Raw genomic sequence first — 18,698 nt, 5'->3', positions numbered from 1 at the left:
AAAGCCAACTCGCCCTGCAGTTTTTAACTGCAGGGTTTTCCCTCTATCTCAACCTACTTGGTTGAACCCGTCGAATCCGTTTCCTCGTCATTGGCTACGACCGAGTCGTGCCTGACACCCATGTGGATCAAGCGGTAGCGGTATTGCATGCACCGCCCTGGCAGTGAACTGCCCCAGAGAAACGTTGATGCCGCCAATGTGTCCAAAACGTGTCACAGAACTGTGTCTCGTGCACCACGCACGTCCAGTCCCAGCGGGCTCACTTGGCAGACGACCCGGTTACAACACACTCAGGCGGTGACAGGCGAAAAGGGGACAAATTTATTTATTTTCTGAAAATTTTACGGGTCTTTCTAATTATATGACTGATACTAATAGTCTTGCTAATCATGTTGTTGAGTACTTTTCGGGTGATAAGCAAGGGATGGAGGGCGGGATCGATATTTTGGATTATAAGTCCAGAGTGGAGTTTGGTTGCAAGCTGCTAGGTTATAATTCGACGCAAGGGTGTGCGCCATGAGTAATGAACGATATCCGTCTATGAAGGTTTTTACAGCATTTGTGCTGTGCCCATTAGTTTCGGGATTTGTAGTTGGGGTCGTTGCCCTGATAGTAACGATTTTTCATTTGGTTAGTAATCCGCGCTTGTTAGGTGAGGTGCGAGGGGCTGAAGGTATGTTGGTGCTTGTCATGGCTCCGCTCATGGCTGAGTTGGTATTTATTATTCCATTTTCTTTTTTGGGTTTTTTTGTGGTGGTAAGGAAAGTTAGAAAAACGACAAGTGCCTTGCGGACTATTTCTATAATTGGTGGTGCTGTGGCCTCGCTATGGGGGTTGCTTATTATTCTTGTGATTAACGGTGGAGGGCAGAAGACTTATATTTCTGGCTATGGTTTTTTACTCGTGGCGGTTTTTTTTGTAGCTATGTTATTCACAGGTTTTTCCGCTTATTTTGTTTTGCCTGAGAAAAATACAATCTCAGTGCTCGAAAGACTCAAAGACGAGTCTTAACGAGTCTTAACGTGTATAAACGGGGACAGACCACGTTTTTCCTACGAAAAGGGGACACCCATTAGCCGGTCTCGAGTCAAGGCTAATGGGTGTCCCATTTTTTTGTTCCATCGATGCAAAAGTCGAGGCAATAAAAAACCGGACAGTGTCCGGTTTATGTCATTGAGTTTGACGTCAGCGCAAACTGGCGACGGTTCCACCTGCTACTTTGCCCTGACTCTCGAGTTCACCAAGTGCGTGCAACAATTGCAGGCGCAGGGCTTTGGGTGTCGTGTAGTCCGACGTCTTGTGGCGCGTCTCACACCATCTATTGATTTCAGCCAACCAGTCGACGTAATCGGTGTCGGCCTGACTCAAACCGCGCATCCAGTAATTGAGTTGTTCCCAGCTTGCCTTGATGCCGACCAGCGCCCGGCGCTGCTCATGACTGAGCGTTCGTGAGCTGGACTCGAGCAGATCCGAGACCGGACCATCGACCGCCGGACTGGATTGTTTGCTCAATACTTCAACTGCAACACGGAACACACGAGGCGAGGGGTCGCCCAGTGCGCGTATCAGTGCAGGCAACGAAGCTTCGCCACACACTTGTTCTAATGTCTCTAAAGCCTGCGCACGAACTCTCGGGGCGGAATACTCGACAGCTGACTCGAGCATCTCTCTGGCCTGCGGTTCGTTCAGCTCTCGAGCCAACCCGATCAAGCCAATCCATTCGCGTTGGGTAGTCGGTAATGGCGCTTGCAGGCGTTGTTGCAACACCTCTCGACTGTCTAGTTGCCACTTCGACGACGCCCAACATGCAAGGAAACGCACCGAGGTCGAAGCGTCGAACAACGCTCTTTTCAAAACGCAGTGAGTCTGATCTGAGGTGTTTGCCAGATTCAACCAAGCGCGCAGAGCATTCACTCGAAGATTAGCGGCGTGACTGGTTAATGCACCGAGCAATAGAGCCTGTACCTGTGCGTCGGGCAACTGCAGGCTTGCCTGTAATGCCATGCGTTGGACCGATGGGTCCTGATGGTTCAGGGCTATTTCCAGCACGTGGGCGAGATCATGCGCAAACGCCTTTTCTAATATCTCCAGCAGCAGGCGTGCTGGTTTTCCATGCGTTGCCTTGAACGCTTCAAGGCTGGTATTTCGCACCGAAGGCGCCGCCAGAATACGAATGACGTTTGTCAGCGTGGATTGGTGATTGATACGGTTTTTCTGGACCAGGGCGATGAATGGGTCCAGTACCTGAATCAGCATTACTGCATGTTGTGGATCGAGAAAACGCTGCACATGATCGCTGGCCAGTGTGCGAATCTGCGGCACGTAGTCGTTCAAGTTGTCGATCAACGCTGCGAGTGCATCGCGGCCCTCAATCTGCATGAGCCGACGTACGGCCGCCTCGCGGACGAATCCATTACGATGACGACTCAGAGCGCACCAATCGCCGGTGCTCTGAGCCGTGCTGAGCACGGCCATCGCTTGGTCGCGGCGAATCTCTTCGTCAGTACGCAGGTCTTCGTTGCGCACGTCCTCTGGGAGGGGAGTCTCGTCGCGTGGTGCAATGGTGGGAGAAGTATGAGCGGTGCGATTAAAGATGCGTTTGAGCCATCCCTGGAAGGCGTCCATGGTTTGTCCTTGTGGCCGGAGGCTGTCGGACAGAACTCGCAGCTTGTATGTATTGGGAGGGGCAAGGATATCGTTACGAGTCGATGATGGCTATCTAGTATTATCAGTTTGATCGCGCAAAGACCGATTAAGGCGTTTGTCGCCGTAAACAAATCAGTCCCTTCTGTGTTTGTAAAATCCCACTCTTAATTTAACGTAACCCTCCTCAAGGACGAACTCACATGCGTGTATTGGTTCTACTCTTGGCAATCTCATTTTTGTCCGGCTGCGCCTCCAAACCGGCTTACTACATCTCCCCCACACCGGTTCAGATCCCGGCGACCGCCATCTATTGGATCGATAACTTCGACGTTGAACTGGTCGGCAAGAATGAGCGGTTTATGCCGCAAGACGCGTTGCGCGAGCAGCTCAGCGTTGAGCTGATCAGTCAATTGTCGAGCGCTAATCGCTATGCGACGAGCAAGGAAAGTGCCGATTACCTGCTGGATGTGAACACCGTCTACAAGCGTCGGATCGGCAACTCCAATGGTGGATTGGTGTCGGTCATCGTCGACGACAATACGATCCTCGCCAGTGTTGATTTCAGTTATCAGGTCAAGGTCAAAAAGGCTGGTACCGAAGTGTTGCATTTCTCCCAAGCTCGCGAGGGGCTGCAGCCTGCCGGTGCATTTGGTCAGCTTCGCAATATGAAGACGATGGTGGCGGCGCTGACCCACAAAGATAATTCTGACGTGGAGCCTTTCTATATCCGTACCTTGCCGACATTTATCGTGTCCGACATCAGGGATATTCCTTCACGCTAGTTGCTGAGCGAGAAGGGGGACACCCATTAGCCGGTCTCAAGTCAAGGCTAATGGGTGTCCCCTTTTTGGAGCAGATTGATCGCGGCTTAGAAGGCTCCATCATTGGGCCCACTCTGAAAACGAGCCTTACTCTCAAATAAATCGTTCCCCGCGATGAGGTACATGGTTATCGCGGGGGTACGGCGTTGAGCACCATCGTTTTGCAAGATTTTGCACGCACGGCTGTGAGGCGCAATTGGCTTCCCCGCAACGTGCGGGAACAGCCTATGCGTTACTTCAGTGCTGCGCCCGAATCTGGCGCCCCAATACATCCATCACATCGCAGCCATCACGCAGCAGCATGGCCGCTGCGTGGGCGATTTGCTGCACGTCTGCGCCTTTGGCATGGGTAATGTCGAGGCTGGCCAGGCTTTCCATCATCTGCGTGACCGCCAGAAACCGCGTCGCGGCATTGCTGTGCAGCACATCCAGCGGCGCTTGGGTGGCGACCAGCAGCACCGGGATGTCGCAATCGTTGTTGGTCATCGGCATGTGCGGGTTCATGCGTCATCTCCCGGTTGGGCGGCGTGCAGTCCGTCGATCGAAGCCTGGACCAATGATCGGGCGGTGCCGAGCATCTGCTGGCTGGCCCAGCGTAACGAGACGATGTGTTCCGGGCGGGTGGCGGTGGGGGCTTGATGGGCGAGGGCTTCGGCGCAGCTCAGGTAGACCGAAGCATGTTCGAGTGCGTCGAGTAACGGGATGTCGGGTTGAACGGCGAACAGGTAATGGTCGACGTGGTCGCAGCGGGCGAAGGGGGTGGATTTTGTGGTTGGATCGGTCATGGGTGTAGCTCCGTGAGATTCAAAAGAGCTGCCACAAAAAACGCCGTCAAACGATATTGGGTGGCAACTGTGCGTGGGTTGACGGACCGGCTCTCACGAACACCGGCGCACCCGAAGGTGCCCCGCGCACAGTCGCCATATGCAATGCAGCGGGCACAAAAGTGCTCGAGCAGAGAGAGGCTATGCACGTCGTAAGAAAATACGGGCCGTCAAACCCGATCACGAATGAGTCGTGACAGGCGCGAGGATAGGGAGTGAGGCTGTGGCAGTCAATCGCCCTAAGGTCCGACGCAGGTGGTTTGTTTGTAGGTTTGTTCCGAGACTGACAGTTGCCGTGCGCGCAGATACCGATCGCCGGTTGCGATGAACGCAACTGGGCGGGATTAACAGGGAAAGGGGGCTGATTTATTTACCGGCGCCTGAGCAAGGTTGTCGAAGATAAAATCGTCCTGTTTGATAGCAAAAAGGAGACACCCATTATTAGAGGAAACCACGGCTTTCCCGTCGACTCAGAACCTGACTCTTCATCCAGGAAAACCGCGCGCCCTATCTTCGTACGCTGAAGCCCGAAAGTGGCTTACTTCAAATCTTTTTGCGCCAGGAAAGAAACCTTCTCTTTCGGGACCAACAACAGGTTGTGATAGAGCCTTGATGGATCGAAAGCGTAGAGCTTTACGGATTTTCTGGTTACGGTACGAGCCACAAAGCGTCTCACTTTAGCCAGGCTTCGCTGTTCGTAATACTCAGGGTCAAAGCTGTTGCCTAGGACGAATATCTGATAGTCCGGAAAGTATGAGTCAAATATGTTCATCTTTTTGAAGGCTTCGATATTGGCTTTATCGTTATATTCGAGCATGACGAGCGGTCGAAACTTCAGTAGCGTATTTTTCAGGCCTTTGAGTGCTTTGGGTTCATGCCCTTCGACGTCTATTTTGACAAAGTCGATTTTATTTATAGTGCCGGCCAATGATTCGGCCCAGCTATCGCCACAGGCAAGCTGGATGACTTCGGCGCAGGATTTCTGGCCTTTGTACTCAATGCTCGAGCCACCTATATTGCCGGTCTCATCAACAAATATTTCTGCCGAAGCATCGGTGTCCGAGAGTCCGTAGTTAAAGCAGGTCACATTGTCAATGCGGTTACGTTCTATGTTTTCCTTCAACAGGTTGAAGGTGGCCTTGACGGGTTCGAAAGCGTAGACCCGGGCGGCATCCAGAGAAAACGACAAGGTGTGATTGCCAATATTCGCTCCGATATCCAGGACCACAGCGTTTTCAATTTTTTGCAGGATTCTGGCGACAAGCGAAAGTGGCAAACCTTCATAAATGCCCCTTTTTTTTATTTTTTGAGTGATCAGGTCATCTTTGAATGCTTTCAGCGAATGGTTGTTTTTTGTGACTACCGTCTCTGTCATTCGAGTATTTGGTTGCATGCCGGCCATATCCACTGCGCTGAATCTCCTCTGGATGATGGCGTTAAAATATCATTTTGATGGCTATTTGTCGTCGAGAAGAGACCGCGTTGTCTGAGTCATCTACCGCTAAAATTTGAGAGTGGCAATCAGTCAATGGCAACAAGATCAACCTGATGGCCTATGTCTCGTGAGGCACGGCTCAAGCTCCCGTAAAACCTTGGAGAGACTTGAGCACGCCTGCGTGAGGAGGTACATCAACAGGCGCAGGTCTTAGCGCTTCTTCACCGCCACACACATGTCCATTTCCATCACATCGCTCTTCTGATCGTAGGAAGCATCCACTGGGTAGCGTTCGAAGTTGGGACGTTTGTCGTAGTCCAGGCCACTGGCCGGCATCCACTGACCGCAGAGTTCGCCCCATGCCGCGGCAATGTGCAAGGCCGGACCTTTGAAGCGGGCCACCGCGTAAAGACCACCGGGCAGGGTGGTGACGGCGAACGGGAAGGCCGCATTGAAACCCTCCGGGACCTCGACGCAAGCGTCGTATCGGCAGTGCGCGGCCGGGGTGACGCTTAGGTCGTCATGGCCGATGCCATAGCGCACCTTGTTCAGCAGATCGTTTTCGATCATCCACGGGGCGACAGTCTCGCGCCAGAAGGTACCAATGCCTGGGCCGTAAGGGCCGGTGTAGCGCAGGTAGGCGACGCGGGCGGGTGGCAGTTCTATCAAGGTGACGTTCATCAAGGGTGTCCTTTAATGATCTTTGAGTGTCGAGCCTTGTAGTGAAGGGAGGTGCATCCTCGCCCCGGCTGGGGCGAGGGGCCGGCAGAGTTACTCGCAGCCACAGTGTTTGGCGCTCGGCGCTGTCTCGTAACGATCGTGATGACGCACCCATTTCATGCCTTGCTCCTCGTTGCGGCCCTTGGGCGTCAGGTCGAGGTAGTTATAGGCGCCGACCAACAAGTCCAGCCCGCGAGCATAGGTGGAGTAGGTGTGGAATATTTCGCCGGCGTCGTTGCGATAAAACACGCTCAGCCCCGGCAGTTCACCTTCAGTGCTGGTGCTTTTTTCGTAGTTGTAGGTCGCGGTGCCGTCCGCGAGTTCTTGCTCGCTGATGGTCACTTTGTAGTCGGCGTTGAAGTCGCTGCCGGCCGATGAGACCCATTTGAACTGCCAACCCATGCGTTTGCGGAACGCCTGGAATTCGGTCAATGGCGCGTGGGAAACCACCACCAGCGAGACGTCATGGTGGGCCAGGTGCTGATTGGCGCCGTCGATGTGATCCGAGACAAACGAGCAGCCGTGGCAGCCTTCTTCCCAACCCTTGGCAAACATGAAGTGATAGATGATCAGCTGGCTGTTGCCACCGAAAAGATCCGCGAGGTTTTGCCGCCCGTCGGGGCCTTCGAAAACATAGTTTTTGTCGACCTTCACCCAGGGCAGTGCGCGACGTTCGGCGCTGAGTTTGTCGCGCTCCCGGGTAAAGGCCTTTTCGTGAATCAGATGCTGTTTGCGGGCCGCGAGCCATTCTTCTCGGGACACGACCTTGTGCTGTTGCACGCTGTTCATGACGTTCCCTCCTGCGAGGTTGGCGTTTTATGGCTTACACAGCGTAGTCGTTTGGCCGACGGGTAAATCGACAAAGCGCTGGTCGGTTATCGGTATTTAAGAGGCTCGCGCCGCCTTCAAGCACTTCAACGCGCTGAAATCGCTGCGCACCTTGTCGAGTTTCTTCAGCAGGTGCTGGCGTTGATCGGCAGTGCTGTCGGTCATCAGGTCGACAATCAGGCTACGCGCCTGGGCTTCGGTGTTGGCATAAGCCTCGCGGTAGGCCGGGGTCCATAGGCTCTCGCGATCGACCAGCAGGGTTTCAATGCGTTGCGCAAAGTCGCTGCTCTGACGTTGTTCCACTGCTGCACTGAACTGTGCCTGCCAATGAGCGCGGTTGGCGATCCATTGCTGATTTTGCTCGCCCAGCGTGTTGGACCAGGCGACAACGCGCTGCTCCTGAGCATTGCTGAGTGGGCCGAGCCAGTCACCCAGGCGCTTGTCCATTCGTTCGCTGCGATGTTTGATCTGCTGTGCCAGCGACGGTTTGAGGTATTTGTCCTGACGCTCGCGCAGGTCTTTGGCGAAGGCCTGCTTCATCTCGTTGACCTGTTGGTCATTCAAACCCTGCAACAACTCGACCGCCGACGGGGTGATTTCCAGGGCGGTCTGGGCGATGGCTTGCTTGGCTTCGAGGATTCTGGCTTGCAGCGCGGCGTCGGTGACTTGGTGGGTTTCGACCATCTGCTGCAAGCGACCGAGCCAGTCGAGGTAGCCGGGCAACTGCGTGGAGCAGTGCCAATTGAGGTGCTCCTTGAGACGTTCGTTGAGCCAGTCTTTCTGCTCGCTGTTCATGTCCAGGTAGTCGTTGAGCGTCCAGGGAATGATTACGTCGAGATTTCGATAGGCCAGGCCCACGCGGTTGCAGGCCGGTAGTGAGAGGCACAGGGTCAGGAACAGAGCGAGGTGTTTCAACCAGCGCGACATGAGCCAATCCTTGCAAGGGCGTAGTTCTGGTATCTGCACGCAGGATGGACCTGGCCGTTCAGCTGATCAATAGAACACACGTTTGGTCTTGAAGGATGTTGCTGAGGGGGAGGGTTCCAGTCCTAGCGCTTCGAAGCTCAAAGCGCTTAGGGACCAGGGTGATGCGAGGGGGTATTACTTTTTGCCCAGAGTGATCTGCTTGGACGGGCCGAATGTCTGGCCGCTGACGCCTTTGGCAATTTGCTGGATCTCGCCGCCGGACTTAAGGAAAAGAGCGATCTGATCGTTGATCGATTCGCTGGTTTCAACGGCTGGAGCTGGCTTTGCTTTGCTGTTGGATGCTTTTACACGCATGGCGGCCATTAACCTGTAGAAAATTAACTTGGCCAGGCATCGTACAGGAAATACTTGACAATTGCTTGGTAAATATCTGCCTGAAATAACCGAGGGCGGGTGTCGATTAATCATAAGTTGCTGTTCGCAATAACCACCTAAGCTACTGTTTTAAATAAGAACACAGGCGTGAAAAATATCGCGTATGGCTTACCGATGTCAGCGAAAACCGTCTGAACGGTCTGACGAGCGGGCTCTGCTCTGGCGTAGAACCCAGGAAAAATGAGCCTCGCAGCGGATTTTTCTTCGCAAGCAAGCCGGTCACCCAACGGCGCCGGCAAAACCGGGTAGAATGGCGCCCAAGCAACGAGGGTATTGGAAATGGCTTTAGTCGGGCGCTACAACAGCTTGCAAGTGGTTAAACACACTAACTTTGGTTTATATCTGGACGGTGGCGCGGATGGCGAAATCCTTCTGCCTAATCGTTATATTCCAAAAGATATTCCCAGTGAAGATGAAGACTGGCTGAACGTTTTTGTTTATCTGGACAGCGATGACAAACTCATCGCAACTACGGAAAAACCGAAAGTTCAGGTCGGTGATTTCGCCAGCCTTAAAGTCGTTGAAGTCAACAGCATCGGTGTGTTTCTCGACTGGGGTCTGCCCAAGGACCTGCTGCTGCCGTATTCCGAAGAAAAGCGTCAGATGACCGCTGGCGAATACTGCGTGGTGCACGTCTACCTCGACAAGCATACCCGCCGCATCACCGCGACCGCGCGTCTGGATCGCTACCTGGACAAAACCCCGGCCAACTACAAGCCGGGCCAGGAAGTTGACCTGCTGGTGGCCGAAGCGACTGACATGGGCTTCAAGGCGATCATCAACAACAAGCATTGGGGTTTGATCCACAAGAACGAAATCTTCAAGTTCATGCGTGCCGGCAAGGAAGAGAAGGGCTTCATCAAGGAGATCCGCGCCGACGGCAAGATCAGCCTGAGCCTGCAACCCGTGGGTGAAGAAGCCGCCACCAGCCTGAACTCGAAGATTCTCGCCAAGTTGCGCGACAACGACGGCACCTTGCCGGTCAGCGACAAGAGCGACCCGGCGCTGATCAGCAGCCTGTTCGGTGTCAGCAAGGGCAACTTCAAGAAGGCCATCGGCGCGCTCTACAAGAACGGCCAGATCGTCATTCACGCGGATCGCATTGAGCTGAGCTGATGCCTTTGCGCCCACCGAAGACTGCGTTCTTCACTTTTACGGCTGCTCGGCGGGGGCAAGATCAAAAGATCGCAGCCTACGGCAGCTCTTACAGGCGATGAGTGTAGGAGCTGGCGAAGCCTGCGATCTTTTCAGACGTTTGATTAATAATTTACAGCATTCTTTTTTACCCCGTTTTGGGGCTTTTGCCTGCTGTCGAGAAACTGCCATGTGTTTATGGATGTGCAAGGCGTTGTCGTGATTGCCACTCGGCGCAGCGCCGATGGTTTTGCTCTGCAAGTGATGCTGGGGCTGTGCCTGGTCTGGGGTATTCAGCAGGTCATGATCAAATGGGCGGCGGCGGACATCGCACCCGTGATGCAGGCCGCCGGGCGTTCCGGAATCTCCGCGTTGCTGGTGGGTTTGCTGGTCTGCTGGAAGGGTGGCTGGGACCAGGTCGGCAGTACCTGGCGCGGCGGTTTGCTGGCGGGCAGCCTGTTTGCCATCGAGTTTTTGTTCATCGCTGAAGGTCTGCAACTGACCACAGCGGCACACATGTCGGTGTTCCTCTATACCGCACCGATCTTCACCGCATTGGGTGTGCACTGGCTGCTGCCAAGCGAGCGTTTGCGACCACTGCAATGGCTGGGGATCTTGCTGGCGTTTATCGGGATTGCCGTGGCATTTGCCGGAGGCGTGTCCTGGGACAATCTGGACCGGCGCATGCTGCTCGGCGATGCATTTGGCGTTCTGGCCGGGGCTGCCTGGGGCGCGACTACCGTGGTAGTGCGCGCCTCACGGTTGTCGGAAGCTCCGGCGACCTTGACCCTGTTTTACCAACTGATCGTCGGTTTTCTCGGCCTGTTGCTGATTGCCGCCCTGAGCGGGCAGATCACCCATGTCCACCTGACTGAGGTGGCGGTGGCCAGCGTGCTGTTCCAGGGGCTGGTGGTGTCGTTTTTCAGCTACCTGACGTGGTTCTGGCTGCTGCGCCGTTACCTGGCGTCGAACCTCGCGGTGTTCTCCTTCATGACACCGCTGTTCGGTGTCACCTTCGGGGTGTTGCTGCTCAATGAACCGTTGAGTTTCAACTTCGTCGTCGGTGCGGTGCTGGTGTTGCTCGGTATCACTTTTGTTAGCGCAGAACAGTGGGTGCGCCGTCGTTTGCGCAAAGCACTGGAGCGTTGAGTGGACGCAGCAGCAAACCGCCGGCTACCAACAAGCCGCTGCCAGCCACCATCAACGCCGGTTGCAAACCACCACTGAAGTGGCTGCTCAGCGCCGCCAGCAATGGCCCGCTGAGCTGACCCACGGCGAAGCACGCGGTCAGCAGGCCGGCGTTGCGCTGGGTGGCATGCGGTGCCAGCTCCCGTGAGCGTTGCATCACCAGTTGCATGCAGGCCAGAAACGGCGTGCCGCAGAGAATGACCCCCAACGCCAGACCGAGACCGCTGCCCAACAGACACGCGAAGACCCCGGCCGCTTGCAGCCACAACGTTGCGATCAACCAGTGACGCGTGGCATTGGGTTTATGCCGGCGCAAACTCACCAGCAACACACCGGTGGCGGCCGCCAGACCAAAACACGGCCAGAACAAATCTGCCTGCCATTGACCTTGAAAGCGCGCGCTGGCCATCTGCGACAGGAAGGTCGCAGGAATGATGTAGCCCAGACCGTACAACGTGTAGATCAAACCCAGTCGTGAGATTCCGGCACTCTTTGACGCGATGGCAGTGGGTGTGATTGTCACGCTCGCGGCCGGTTGCGGCAGGATCGGCAGAATCACTAACAGCATTGCCAGGCCCACGCCGGCATATACCAGCCACAAGGTCGCAGAGCTTTGTCCCAACAGGTTCGAGCCAAGTGCGAGCACGCCCGTCAGAAAAATCCCCAATCCCGGCCCGGCGAATACCAATGCGCCGAGCCTTGGACGCCCGGCAGTCATCGCCAATGGCTGACTCAGCGCGGTGATCATCACCAGCACCCAGGCGCTGGCCACGCCGGTGCCGAAGCGCAAAAACAGATGCGGCCAGAAGCCTTTGGCCCAGAACGAGGCGAGGGTCAGTAGCACGCACAACCACAAACCGCTGAGCAAGCGCTGACGGACTTGCTCGGGGCGACGGGCGAACATCGCGTCCACGGCGCCGATGAAGTAGCCCAGGTAATTGGCTGCCGCAATCAGACCAGCGGCGGTCAGGTCGATCTGACCTTCGCTGAGCAAATGCGGCAGCTGTGGGGTGAGTGCAAAGCGCCCAATGCCCATGGCCATCATCAAGGCAATGAAACTGGCGAGTAAGCGTACAAGTGGCGACATGGTCAGGATTCCTGCATTGGTGCGATGACCGTCAGGCTAGGACTGATTGACTTTCTTTAAAAATGAATAATAGTGAGTAACTTGTTCTTGTTTGGAGAAAGGTGTGGAGTTCAGTCAATTGCGCATCTTCCAGGCTGTGGCCGAGGAAGGTTCCATCACCCGCGCCGCCGAACGCTTGCATCGGGTGCCGTCAAATCTGTCGACCCGGCTCAAGCAGCTTGAGGACCAGTTGGGCGTAGAGCTGTTCTTGCGTGAGCGTCAGCGATTGCAACTTTCGCCCGCAGGCAAAGTGCTGTTGGACTACACCGCCAAGCTGTTTGCCCTGCATGACGAAGCCCACGCGGCAGTGCAGGGCGGGCAACCGGCCGGCGATTTCGTGCTTGGCACCATGTACAGCACCGCGGCGATTCATCTGCCGGCGTTGCTGGCGCGCTATCACCGCACTTACCCGGCGGTGAACCTGCAAGTGCAGTCCGGGCCCAGTGGCGAGTTGCTCGAAGGCCTGCTCACCGGGCGCCTTGATGCCGCACTGGTGGATGGCCCGCTGCAGCTGGCCGGGCTCGACGGTGTGCCACTGTGTGACGAAAAACTGGTGCTGATCAGCGAAGCCGATCATCCGCCGGTGCGCAGCGCACTGGATGTGCAGGGGCGCTCGGTGTTCACCTTTCGCCAGGGCTGCTCTTACCGGATGCGCCTGGAGGCCTGGTTCGCTCATGATCACGCGGCCATGGGTCGGGCGATGGAAATCGAGTCCTATCAAGGGATGCTGGCCTGTGTGATTGCCGGTTCTGGCGTGGCGCTGATGTCCGAGTCGATGCTGGCCAGTCTGCCGGGACGCGAGAGCGTGACCGTACACCCGCTGGCCGAGCCTTTCGCCAGTGCCACTACTTGGCTGATGTGGCGCAAGGGCATGGTCGGCGCCAATCTCAATGCCTGGATCGAAGTGCAGCAAGCAGCGTTCGGCGGTAGCTGCCCGATTGGGGCTGATTTTGATGGATTCGGTAACAGATCTTTGCCTTCTGAGGCGAGCATTGCGTAAGACTTCGGACTACTATCTGTATGAAGCGTCTATAGAACCCGGTCGCTCAGCACTACCCTGAAGGGGGGCACCATGAAAGAGAAACTGCAAAACTGGCTCCATGACCTCGGTGTCGCGCTTGGTTTGATCGAACCACCTCTGCAACCCGTGCCAATCCGCACCGACGATGAGCAACGTCGACGTCAGCAACGCCGCCGGTAAAAGGGGTAAGGCGTGAAAAAATCGCAGCCTTCGACCGCATTGTCGGAGGCGCGATAGTGCTGCGATAGCGCACCCACCTCAAGCGTGCTTATGCAGCCACTGGTCAATCATTATCTGTAACTTCTCCCCGGAAAAACTCCCGAAATGCCCGCCGTGCACGGTGCGGATCGGTAGTGTGCGCAGGCGTTGCAGGCTGCGGGCGTAATCCTCGAGGTTGGAGTGGTAGGCGTCTTCGACCAACGGTCCGTCGTAGATGATGTCGCCGCTGAACAGTGTGCCGGTGGCGACTTCAAAGAGACTGATGCCGCCCGGTGAATGGCCGGGAGTGTGCAGCACTTGCAGGGTTCGATTGCCCAGGTCCAGCACGTCGCCTTCTTCGATCAGTCCCGTGGCGGGTGCGGCTTTGACCCGGTATTCGGCGTAGCACAGTGGGCAATCGGGGTGGGCTTCGAACATCTCGTCGCCGACAAAAGCCTTTGAAAGGGTGTTGTCGCCGTCAGGCTCGGCGAGGATCTGCGCTTCGGCCGGATGCACCAGCCGCTCGGGGAATTCGTGATGACCGGCGATATGGTCGAAATGGCAATGACTGGCCACGGCCACCAGCGGCCGTTCGGTAATCCACGGCAGTTGCTCGCGCAGGCTGACCAGGCCCGAGCCGCTGTCCAGCAGCAGGTCTTTGTCGCGGCCCTGAATGTGCCACAGGTTGCAGCGGTAGAACGGTCGGATGTACGGCTCGTGAATCAGCCGAATGCCGTCACTCAGCTGTTTGACTTCGAACCATTGGTCGCGACTGACGATCTTCATGGCACTTTCCTCCAGACGAAAAAAAACGGGTGCAGCAACCGACGCTGCACCCGCCGAAGAAAGGTGTATAGCGTCTAACCTGAGGTTAGATCGCGTTTGCCACGGTGACAGGGCGAGGGGACAGCAGGCTGACCACGACGAAGCTGATCAGGCCGACAGCCAGGCTGTAGTAGATCGGGGTGTTGGCATCCAAGCCATCCTTGAACATGAACACCAGGGCGGTGACGAAGCCCAGGCCCATGCTGGCGATGGCGCCGGAGGTGGTTGCACGTTTCCAGAAAATGGCGCCGATCAACGGGACCAGCATGCCGCCCACCAACAGGTTGTAGGCCAGTGTCAGGGCGCTGATCACGTCACTCACAACCAGCGCGATACCCAGCACGACAATACCGGTCAGCATAGTGAACAGGCGGTTGATCTTCAGGCTCGACTGTTTACCACCGCGTAGTTTTGGCAGCAGGTCTTCGGTCAGTGTGGTGGACGCGGCGAGCAGGCCGGCGCTGGCGGTGGACATCATGGCCGCCAGGGCAGCAGCGATCACCAGACCACGAATGCCATCCGGCAGCGAAGCTTTGACGATCGCGGCGAAGGCGTTGTTGACGTTGCCCAGGTCCGGGATCAGCACATGAGCAGCCATACCGATCAGCGCGCACGCCAGGCCGTAGAAAATGCAGTAGACACCGGCGACGGTACCTGCGTACTGAGCGACTTTTTCGTTCTTGGCGGTGAACACCCGTTGCCAGATGTCCTGACCGATCAGGATGCCGAAGAAGTAGATCATGAAGTAGGTGATGATGGTGTCCCAGCCAATGGTGGTGAAGCTGAAGCTGGACGCCGGCAGTTTCAACACCAGTTCATCCCAGCCGCCCACGCGGTACAGGCAGATAGGCAACAGGATGAACATCAGGCCAACGGTCTTGATCACGAACTGAACGATGTCGGTCAGGGTCAGCGACCACATGCCGCCGATGGTCGAATACACCACCACTACGCCACCGCCGAGCACTACCGAAATCCAGAATGGCAGGCCGAACAGCACTTGCAGCACGGTGCCGATAGCGAGGATCGAGGTCACGCCGATCATCAGCGCGTAGGCCAGCATGATCACCGCACTGGCCTGACGGGCCATTGGGTTGTAACGCTTTTCGAGGATCTGGGTAACGGTGAAGATCTTCAGTTTGAGCAGCGGCTTGGCCAGGAACAGGTTCAGCGCGATGATCCCGCAACCCAGCGCAGCGCAGAGCCAGAAACCGGAAATGCCGTGGACGTAGCCCAGGCGAACGGTACCGACGGTCGATGCGCCGCCCAGTACGGTGGCGGCCATGGTGCCCATGTACAGGGTCGGGCCGAGGTTACGACCGGCCACGAGGTAGTCTTCGTGGGTCTTGGCCTTGCGCATGCCGTAATAGCCCAGTACCAGCATGCCGGCGGCATAGATGAGTACGACGAATAAATCTAAAGCCATGAAGCGTGTCTCCGATTGTCTTTCTTATAAGAGTCTCGTAGGAGCAAGGCTTGCCCGCGATACAGGCGCCTCGGTGCATCAAACTCAACCGCGTCATCGTTCATCGCGGGCAAGCCTTGCTCCTACGGGTAGTGCTTGAGTCAGGCTGCTTGGCGCATGACCGGTTTAGCGAGCGAATCCGTGCCCTTGCTGCGTGGATCGTTCGGCCCGAACACGGCCGCCGGCTCCGGGAACAGGTTCAGCAGTGCCAGGTACACCAGCGACGCAAGACCCAGAGTCCCCGGCAGGCTGATATCGATTCCGCCGGCCAGGTCGCCCAACGGGCCGACAAATTGCCCCGGCAGGTTGACGAAGCACAGACCGACCAGTGCGCTCGGGATCCAGGCGCCCAGGCCGCGCCAGTTCCAGCCATGCTGGAACCAGTAACGTCCGCCTTTCTCGCCACGGGTGAACACTTGCAAGTCATCCGGGCAGTAGAAGCCGCGACGCACCAGCAGGCCGATGATCATGATCACCATCCACGGGGTGGTGCAGGTAATGATCAGCACGGCGAAGGTCGACACGCTCTGCACCAGGTTCGCCGCAAAGCGCCCGATGAAGATGAAGGCAATCGACAGCACGCCAATCAGCAAGGTTGCCTTGACCCGTGACAGCAGGCGCGGGAACACGCTGGACATGTCCAGGCCGGTGCCATACAGCGAGGTGGTGCCGGTGGACATACCGCCGATCACCGCGATCAGGCACACCGGCAGGAAAAACCAGCTCGGCGACACGGCCAACAGGCCTCCGACATAGTTGTTCGCAGCGATGTAGTCCGGTGCCTTGATCGCGACGATGGTCGCGGTGGTCAGGCCGAACATGAACGGGATCAGGGTAGCGATCTGCGAGATCACCACAGCGGCCATGATTCGGCTTTTCGAGGTATCACGCGGGATATAGCGTGACCAGTCACCGAGGAACGCACCGAAGGAAATCGGGTTGCTCATCGCCAGCAGCGTGGAGCCGATGAAGGCTGCCCAGAAGCCGGGTTGACCGTGGTTGACGCTACCGGCGAAGTTCGCATCGAAGGGGCCGGCGAAGGCGAAGATACCCAGCAGGAACAGCAGGCTGGCACTCCACACCGCGATCTTGTTGACCCACAACAGGAAGCGAAAGCCGTAGATGCACACCGTCAGGACCAGAATCGCGAACAGGCCGTAGGCCAGGGCCAGGGTCAGGTCATTTTCCGGAATACCGATCAAGCGCTTGGCGCCGCCGATCAACGCATCACCCGAGCTCCACACCGAGAGAGAGAAGAATGCGATAGCGGTCAGCAGCGACAGGAACGATCCGACGATCCGCCCGTGCACGCCGAAGTGCGCACCGGAAGACACGGCGTTGTTGGTACCGTTGAGCGGGCCGAACAGGCCCATCGGCGCAAGAATCAGTGAGCCGACCAGTACACCCAACACAATTGCCCAGACGCCGGCTTGAAAAGACAAACCGAACAGCACCGGAAAACTGCCGAGCACGGCGGTGGCGAAGGTGTTCGAACCACCGAAGATCATCCGGAACAAATCCAGCGGACTTGCGGTACGTTCGTGGTCGGGGATCTGTTCGACCCCGAATGTTTCGATGCTGCTAAGGCTTTGTTCTTTGTTGTTGTTATTCATGATCAGCTCCGATCAAAGAGGCGCGCTCATCGTGTGCGAGCGTCACCTGTCTTGGCTAAGAGGAGGGCAGCCCTTCCGGCATTGCGGACAAATGTTCATGGCAGGCCAGCCAATGGCCTTCTTGTTGTTGGCGAGACACCTGTTTTCTAAAAACAATGGTTTCGCGTTCCTGGCTGAAGTGTTGCTCCCCTTGCATGCGCAGCTCGGTGGCCACGTCATGGACAAACACCGCCACGTCCCCTTGCAGGCTGACGAAGGCGTTGCTTGAGGTGCAGGAAAGCACCTCGAAGCCATCCTCGGAGCGCCAGCTGTCCCACAACGCCTGATAGGCATCGCGCGACAGCAACGGCTGTTCGAGGGTGTAGAACACGAAGCTGGCATCGGCGCTGAAAGCGCCGAAGTAGGCTTCGCGATCATTTCGAGCGAACGCCGACACCAGTTCGGCGGCAGCGTTGAGAACCTGATCACGTGCGTTCATGGTCAAACCTCAGCGGTGAGCCACGCCCGGCAGTACGCAGAGCATTTCGTACAGCAGGTTGGCGCCCAGCAGCGAGGTGTTGCCGGTGGTGTCGTACGGCGGCGAGACTTCTACCAGATCGCAGCCGACCAGGTCGAGGCCTTGGCAGCCACGAACGATTTCGATCGCCTGAATGGTCGTCAGACCGCCGATTTCCGGGGTGCCGGTGCCCGGAGCCCAGGCCGGGTCGATGCCGTCGATGTCGAAACTCAGGTACACCGGGCCACCGCCGACTTTTTCGCGGACCTCAGCCATCAAAGGTTCCAGCGACTTGTGCCAGCATTCTTCAGCCTGAACCACACGGAAGCCCTGCTTGCGACTCCAGTTGAAGTCTTCAGCGGTGTAGCCCTGAGCGCGCAGGCCAATTTGCACGACGCGGTCGCAGTCCAGAAGGCCTTCTTCAACGGCGCGACGGAAGGTGGTGCCGTGGGCGATCTTCTCGCCGAACATGTGATCGTTCACATCGGCGTGGGCGTCGATGTGGACCAGACCGACCTTGCCGTGCTTTTTGTGGATGGCACGCAGGATCGGCAGGGTGATGGTGTGGTCACCACCGAGGGTCAGCGGGATCACGTCGTGTTCGAGGATCTCGTTGTAGGACTCTTCGATGATCCGCACGGCGTCCAGCAGGTTGAAGGTGTTGATTGCCACGTCACCAATGTCGGCAACCGACAGCGAGTCGAACGGCGCAGCGCCGGTGGCCATGTTGTACGGGCGGATCATTACCGATTCAGCGCGGATCCCGCGAGGCCCGAAACGGGTGCCGGCGCGCAGGGAGGTGCCGATGTCCAGCGGGATACCAATGAAGGCAGCGTCCAGACCGGCAGCGGATTGCAAATGGGGGAGTCGCATCATGGTGGCGATGCCGCCGAAGCGCGGCATTTCATTGCCGCCCAGTGGTTGGTGAAGAATCTTGTCCACGGGTATGGCCTCATCATCATTGTTTTATTTATGGGGTTGCTCCGCGCAAAGGGA

The 18,698-nt window shown here is 56.9% G+C and carries 20 protein-coding genes; 6 read left to right on the top strand and 14 right to left on the bottom strand.

The features are described from left to right. The first annotated feature begins 516 nt into the window (after positions 1-516). Entirely contained in the window at positions 517-1,011 is a 495-nt protein-coding gene (locus tag ACIPIN_RS04250; protein WP_401115719.1) for a hypothetical protein, read from the top strand. A 174-nt stretch (positions 1,012-1,185) separates the two neighbouring features. On the opposite strand, the gene ACIPIN_RS04245 is transcribed toward ACIPIN_RS04250, so the two are convergent. Then, positions 1,186-2,625, bottom strand: coding sequence for a HEAT repeat domain-containing protein (locus tag ACIPIN_RS04245; protein WP_401115716.1), 1,440 nt, complete (start codon positions 2,623-2,625; stop codon positions 1,186-1,188). 221 nt (positions 2,626-2,846) lie between these two features. Here ACIPIN_RS04245 and ACIPIN_RS04240 point away from each other — a divergent pair, with 221 nt between their 5' ends. Then, positions 2,847-3,428: a hypothetical protein gene (locus tag ACIPIN_RS04240; protein ID WP_401115713.1), complete on the top strand. Its 582-nt coding sequence runs from the start codon at positions 2,847-2,849 to the stop codon at positions 3,426-3,428. A 276-nt stretch (positions 3,429-3,704) separates the two neighbouring features. Here the strand turns inward: ACIPIN_RS04240 and ACIPIN_RS04235 are convergent, their stop codons facing one another. From ACIPIN_RS04235 to ACIPIN_RS04205, 7 genes are all read right to left on the bottom strand, one after another. Then, positions 3,705-3,971: a short-chain dehydrogenase gene (locus ACIPIN_RS04235; protein ID WP_401115710.1), complete on the bottom strand. Its 267-nt coding sequence runs from the start codon at positions 3,969-3,971 to the stop codon at positions 3,705-3,707. Next, entirely contained in the window at positions 3,968-4,252 is a 285-nt protein-coding gene (locus ACIPIN_RS04230) for a DUF3077 domain-containing protein (protein WP_123427885.1), read from the bottom strand. The genes ACIPIN_RS04235 and ACIPIN_RS04230 overlap by 4 nt, the downstream gene beginning before the upstream one ends. A 577-nt stretch (positions 4,253-4,829) precedes the next feature. Then, positions 4,830-5,693, bottom strand: coding sequence for an FkbM family methyltransferase (locus ACIPIN_RS04225; RefSeq protein ID WP_401115850.1), 864 nt, complete (start codon positions 5,691-5,693; stop codon positions 4,830-4,832). 243 nt (positions 5,694-5,936) lie between these two features. Then, complete coding sequence (locus ACIPIN_RS04220; RefSeq protein ID WP_401115707.1) at positions 5,937-6,407, bottom strand: GyrI-like domain-containing protein; 471 nt, start codon at positions 6,405-6,407, stop codon at positions 5,937-5,939. 90 nt (positions 6,408-6,497) lie between these two features. After that, a complete protein-coding gene (locus tag ACIPIN_RS04215) occupies positions 6,498-7,235 on the bottom strand; it encodes a DUF899 domain-containing protein (protein ID WP_401115704.1) in 738 nt (245 codons plus the stop codon). 96 nt (positions 7,236-7,331) lie between these two features. After that, complete coding sequence (locus tag ACIPIN_RS04210; protein WP_401115701.1) at positions 7,332-8,201, bottom strand: DUF6279 family lipoprotein; 870 nt, start codon at positions 8,199-8,201, stop codon at positions 7,332-7,334. A 174-nt stretch (positions 8,202-8,375) separates the two neighbouring features. Continuing rightward, positions 8,376-8,564 (bottom strand): hypothetical protein, encoded by a 189-nt coding sequence (locus tag ACIPIN_RS04205; protein ID WP_185015272.1) that lies wholly within the window; start codon positions 8,562-8,564, stop codon positions 8,376-8,378. Between the two features lie 351 nt (positions 8,565-8,915). Here ACIPIN_RS04205 and ACIPIN_RS04200 point away from each other — a divergent pair, with 351 nt between their 5' ends. Continuing rightward, a complete protein-coding gene (locus ACIPIN_RS04200; RefSeq protein WP_401115697.1) occupies positions 8,916-9,752 on the top strand; it encodes a S1 RNA-binding domain-containing protein in 837 nt (278 codons plus the stop codon). A gap of 237 nt (positions 9,753-9,989) precedes the next feature. Further along, positions 9,990-10,919 (top strand): DMT family transporter, encoded by a 930-nt coding sequence (locus ACIPIN_RS04195; RefSeq protein ID WP_401115694.1) that lies wholly within the window; start codon positions 9,990-9,992, stop codon positions 10,917-10,919. On the opposite strand, the gene ACIPIN_RS04190 is transcribed toward ACIPIN_RS04195, so the two are convergent. Beyond that, complete coding sequence (locus tag ACIPIN_RS04190; protein WP_401115691.1) at positions 10,867-12,045, bottom strand: MFS transporter; 1,179 nt, start codon at positions 12,043-12,045, stop codon at positions 10,867-10,869. The genes ACIPIN_RS04195 and ACIPIN_RS04190 overlap by 53 nt on opposite strands. A 103-nt stretch (positions 12,046-12,148) precedes the next feature. Here ACIPIN_RS04190 and ACIPIN_RS04185 point away from each other — a divergent pair, with 103 nt between their 5' ends. After that, the gene (locus ACIPIN_RS04185) at positions 12,149-13,084 is read left to right on the top strand and encodes a LysR substrate-binding domain-containing protein (RefSeq protein ID WP_401115689.1); all 936 of its coding nucleotides are present in this window, start codon (positions 12,149-12,151) and stop codon (positions 13,082-13,084) included. Positions 13,085-13,156: 72 nt separating this feature from the next. Beyond that, entirely contained in the window at positions 13,157-13,285 is a 129-nt protein-coding gene (locus ACIPIN_RS04180; protein ID WP_009042667.1) for a PA1414 family protein, read from the top strand. A gap of 78 nt (positions 13,286-13,363) precedes the next feature. Here ACIPIN_RS04180 and ACIPIN_RS04175 read toward each other — a convergent pair whose 3' ends face one another. The 5 genes from ACIPIN_RS04175 to speB all read right to left on the bottom strand — a co-directional run bounded on the left by ACIPIN_RS04175 (position 13,364) and on the right by speB (position 18,644). After that, complete coding sequence (locus ACIPIN_RS04175) at positions 13,364-14,089, bottom strand: MBL fold metallo-hydrolase (RefSeq protein ID WP_401115686.1); 726 nt, start codon at positions 14,087-14,089, stop codon at positions 13,364-13,366. An 85-nt stretch (positions 14,090-14,174) separates the two neighbouring features. Continuing rightward, positions 14,175-15,554 carry a sodium:solute symporter gene (locus ACIPIN_RS04170; protein WP_401115683.1) on the bottom strand — a complete coding sequence of 460 codons (1,380 nt, stop codon included), beginning with the start codon at positions 15,552-15,554 and terminating at the stop codon, positions 14,175-14,177. Positions 15,555-15,694: 140 nt separating this feature from the next. After that, on the bottom strand, positions 15,695-17,206 hold the full coding sequence (locus tag ACIPIN_RS04165; protein ID WP_401115680.1) for a purine-cytosine permease family protein: 1,512 nt from the start codon (positions 17,204-17,206) through the stop codon (positions 15,695-15,697). A gap of 55 nt (positions 17,207-17,261) precedes the next feature. Then, positions 17,262-17,684: a YybH family protein gene (locus ACIPIN_RS04160; protein WP_401115677.1), complete on the bottom strand. Its 423-nt coding sequence runs from the start codon at positions 17,682-17,684 to the stop codon at positions 17,262-17,264. A 9-nt stretch (positions 17,685-17,693) separates the two neighbouring features. Beyond that, complete coding sequence (speB, locus tag ACIPIN_RS04155; protein ID WP_401115674.1) at positions 17,694-18,644, bottom strand: agmatinase; 951 nt, start codon at positions 18,642-18,644, stop codon at positions 17,694-17,696. Positions 18,645-18,698 lie beyond the last annotated feature (54 nt).

Origin of the sequence: Pseudomonas sp. NPDC087697, from assembly GCF_044743155.1 — a bacterium.
Lineage (GTDB): Bacteria > Pseudomonadota > Gammaproteobacteria > Pseudomonadales > Pseudomonadaceae > Aquipseudomonas.
The sequence above is the reverse complement of the archived record's forward strand: the minus strand, read 5'-3'. Positions and strand labels throughout refer to the sequence as shown.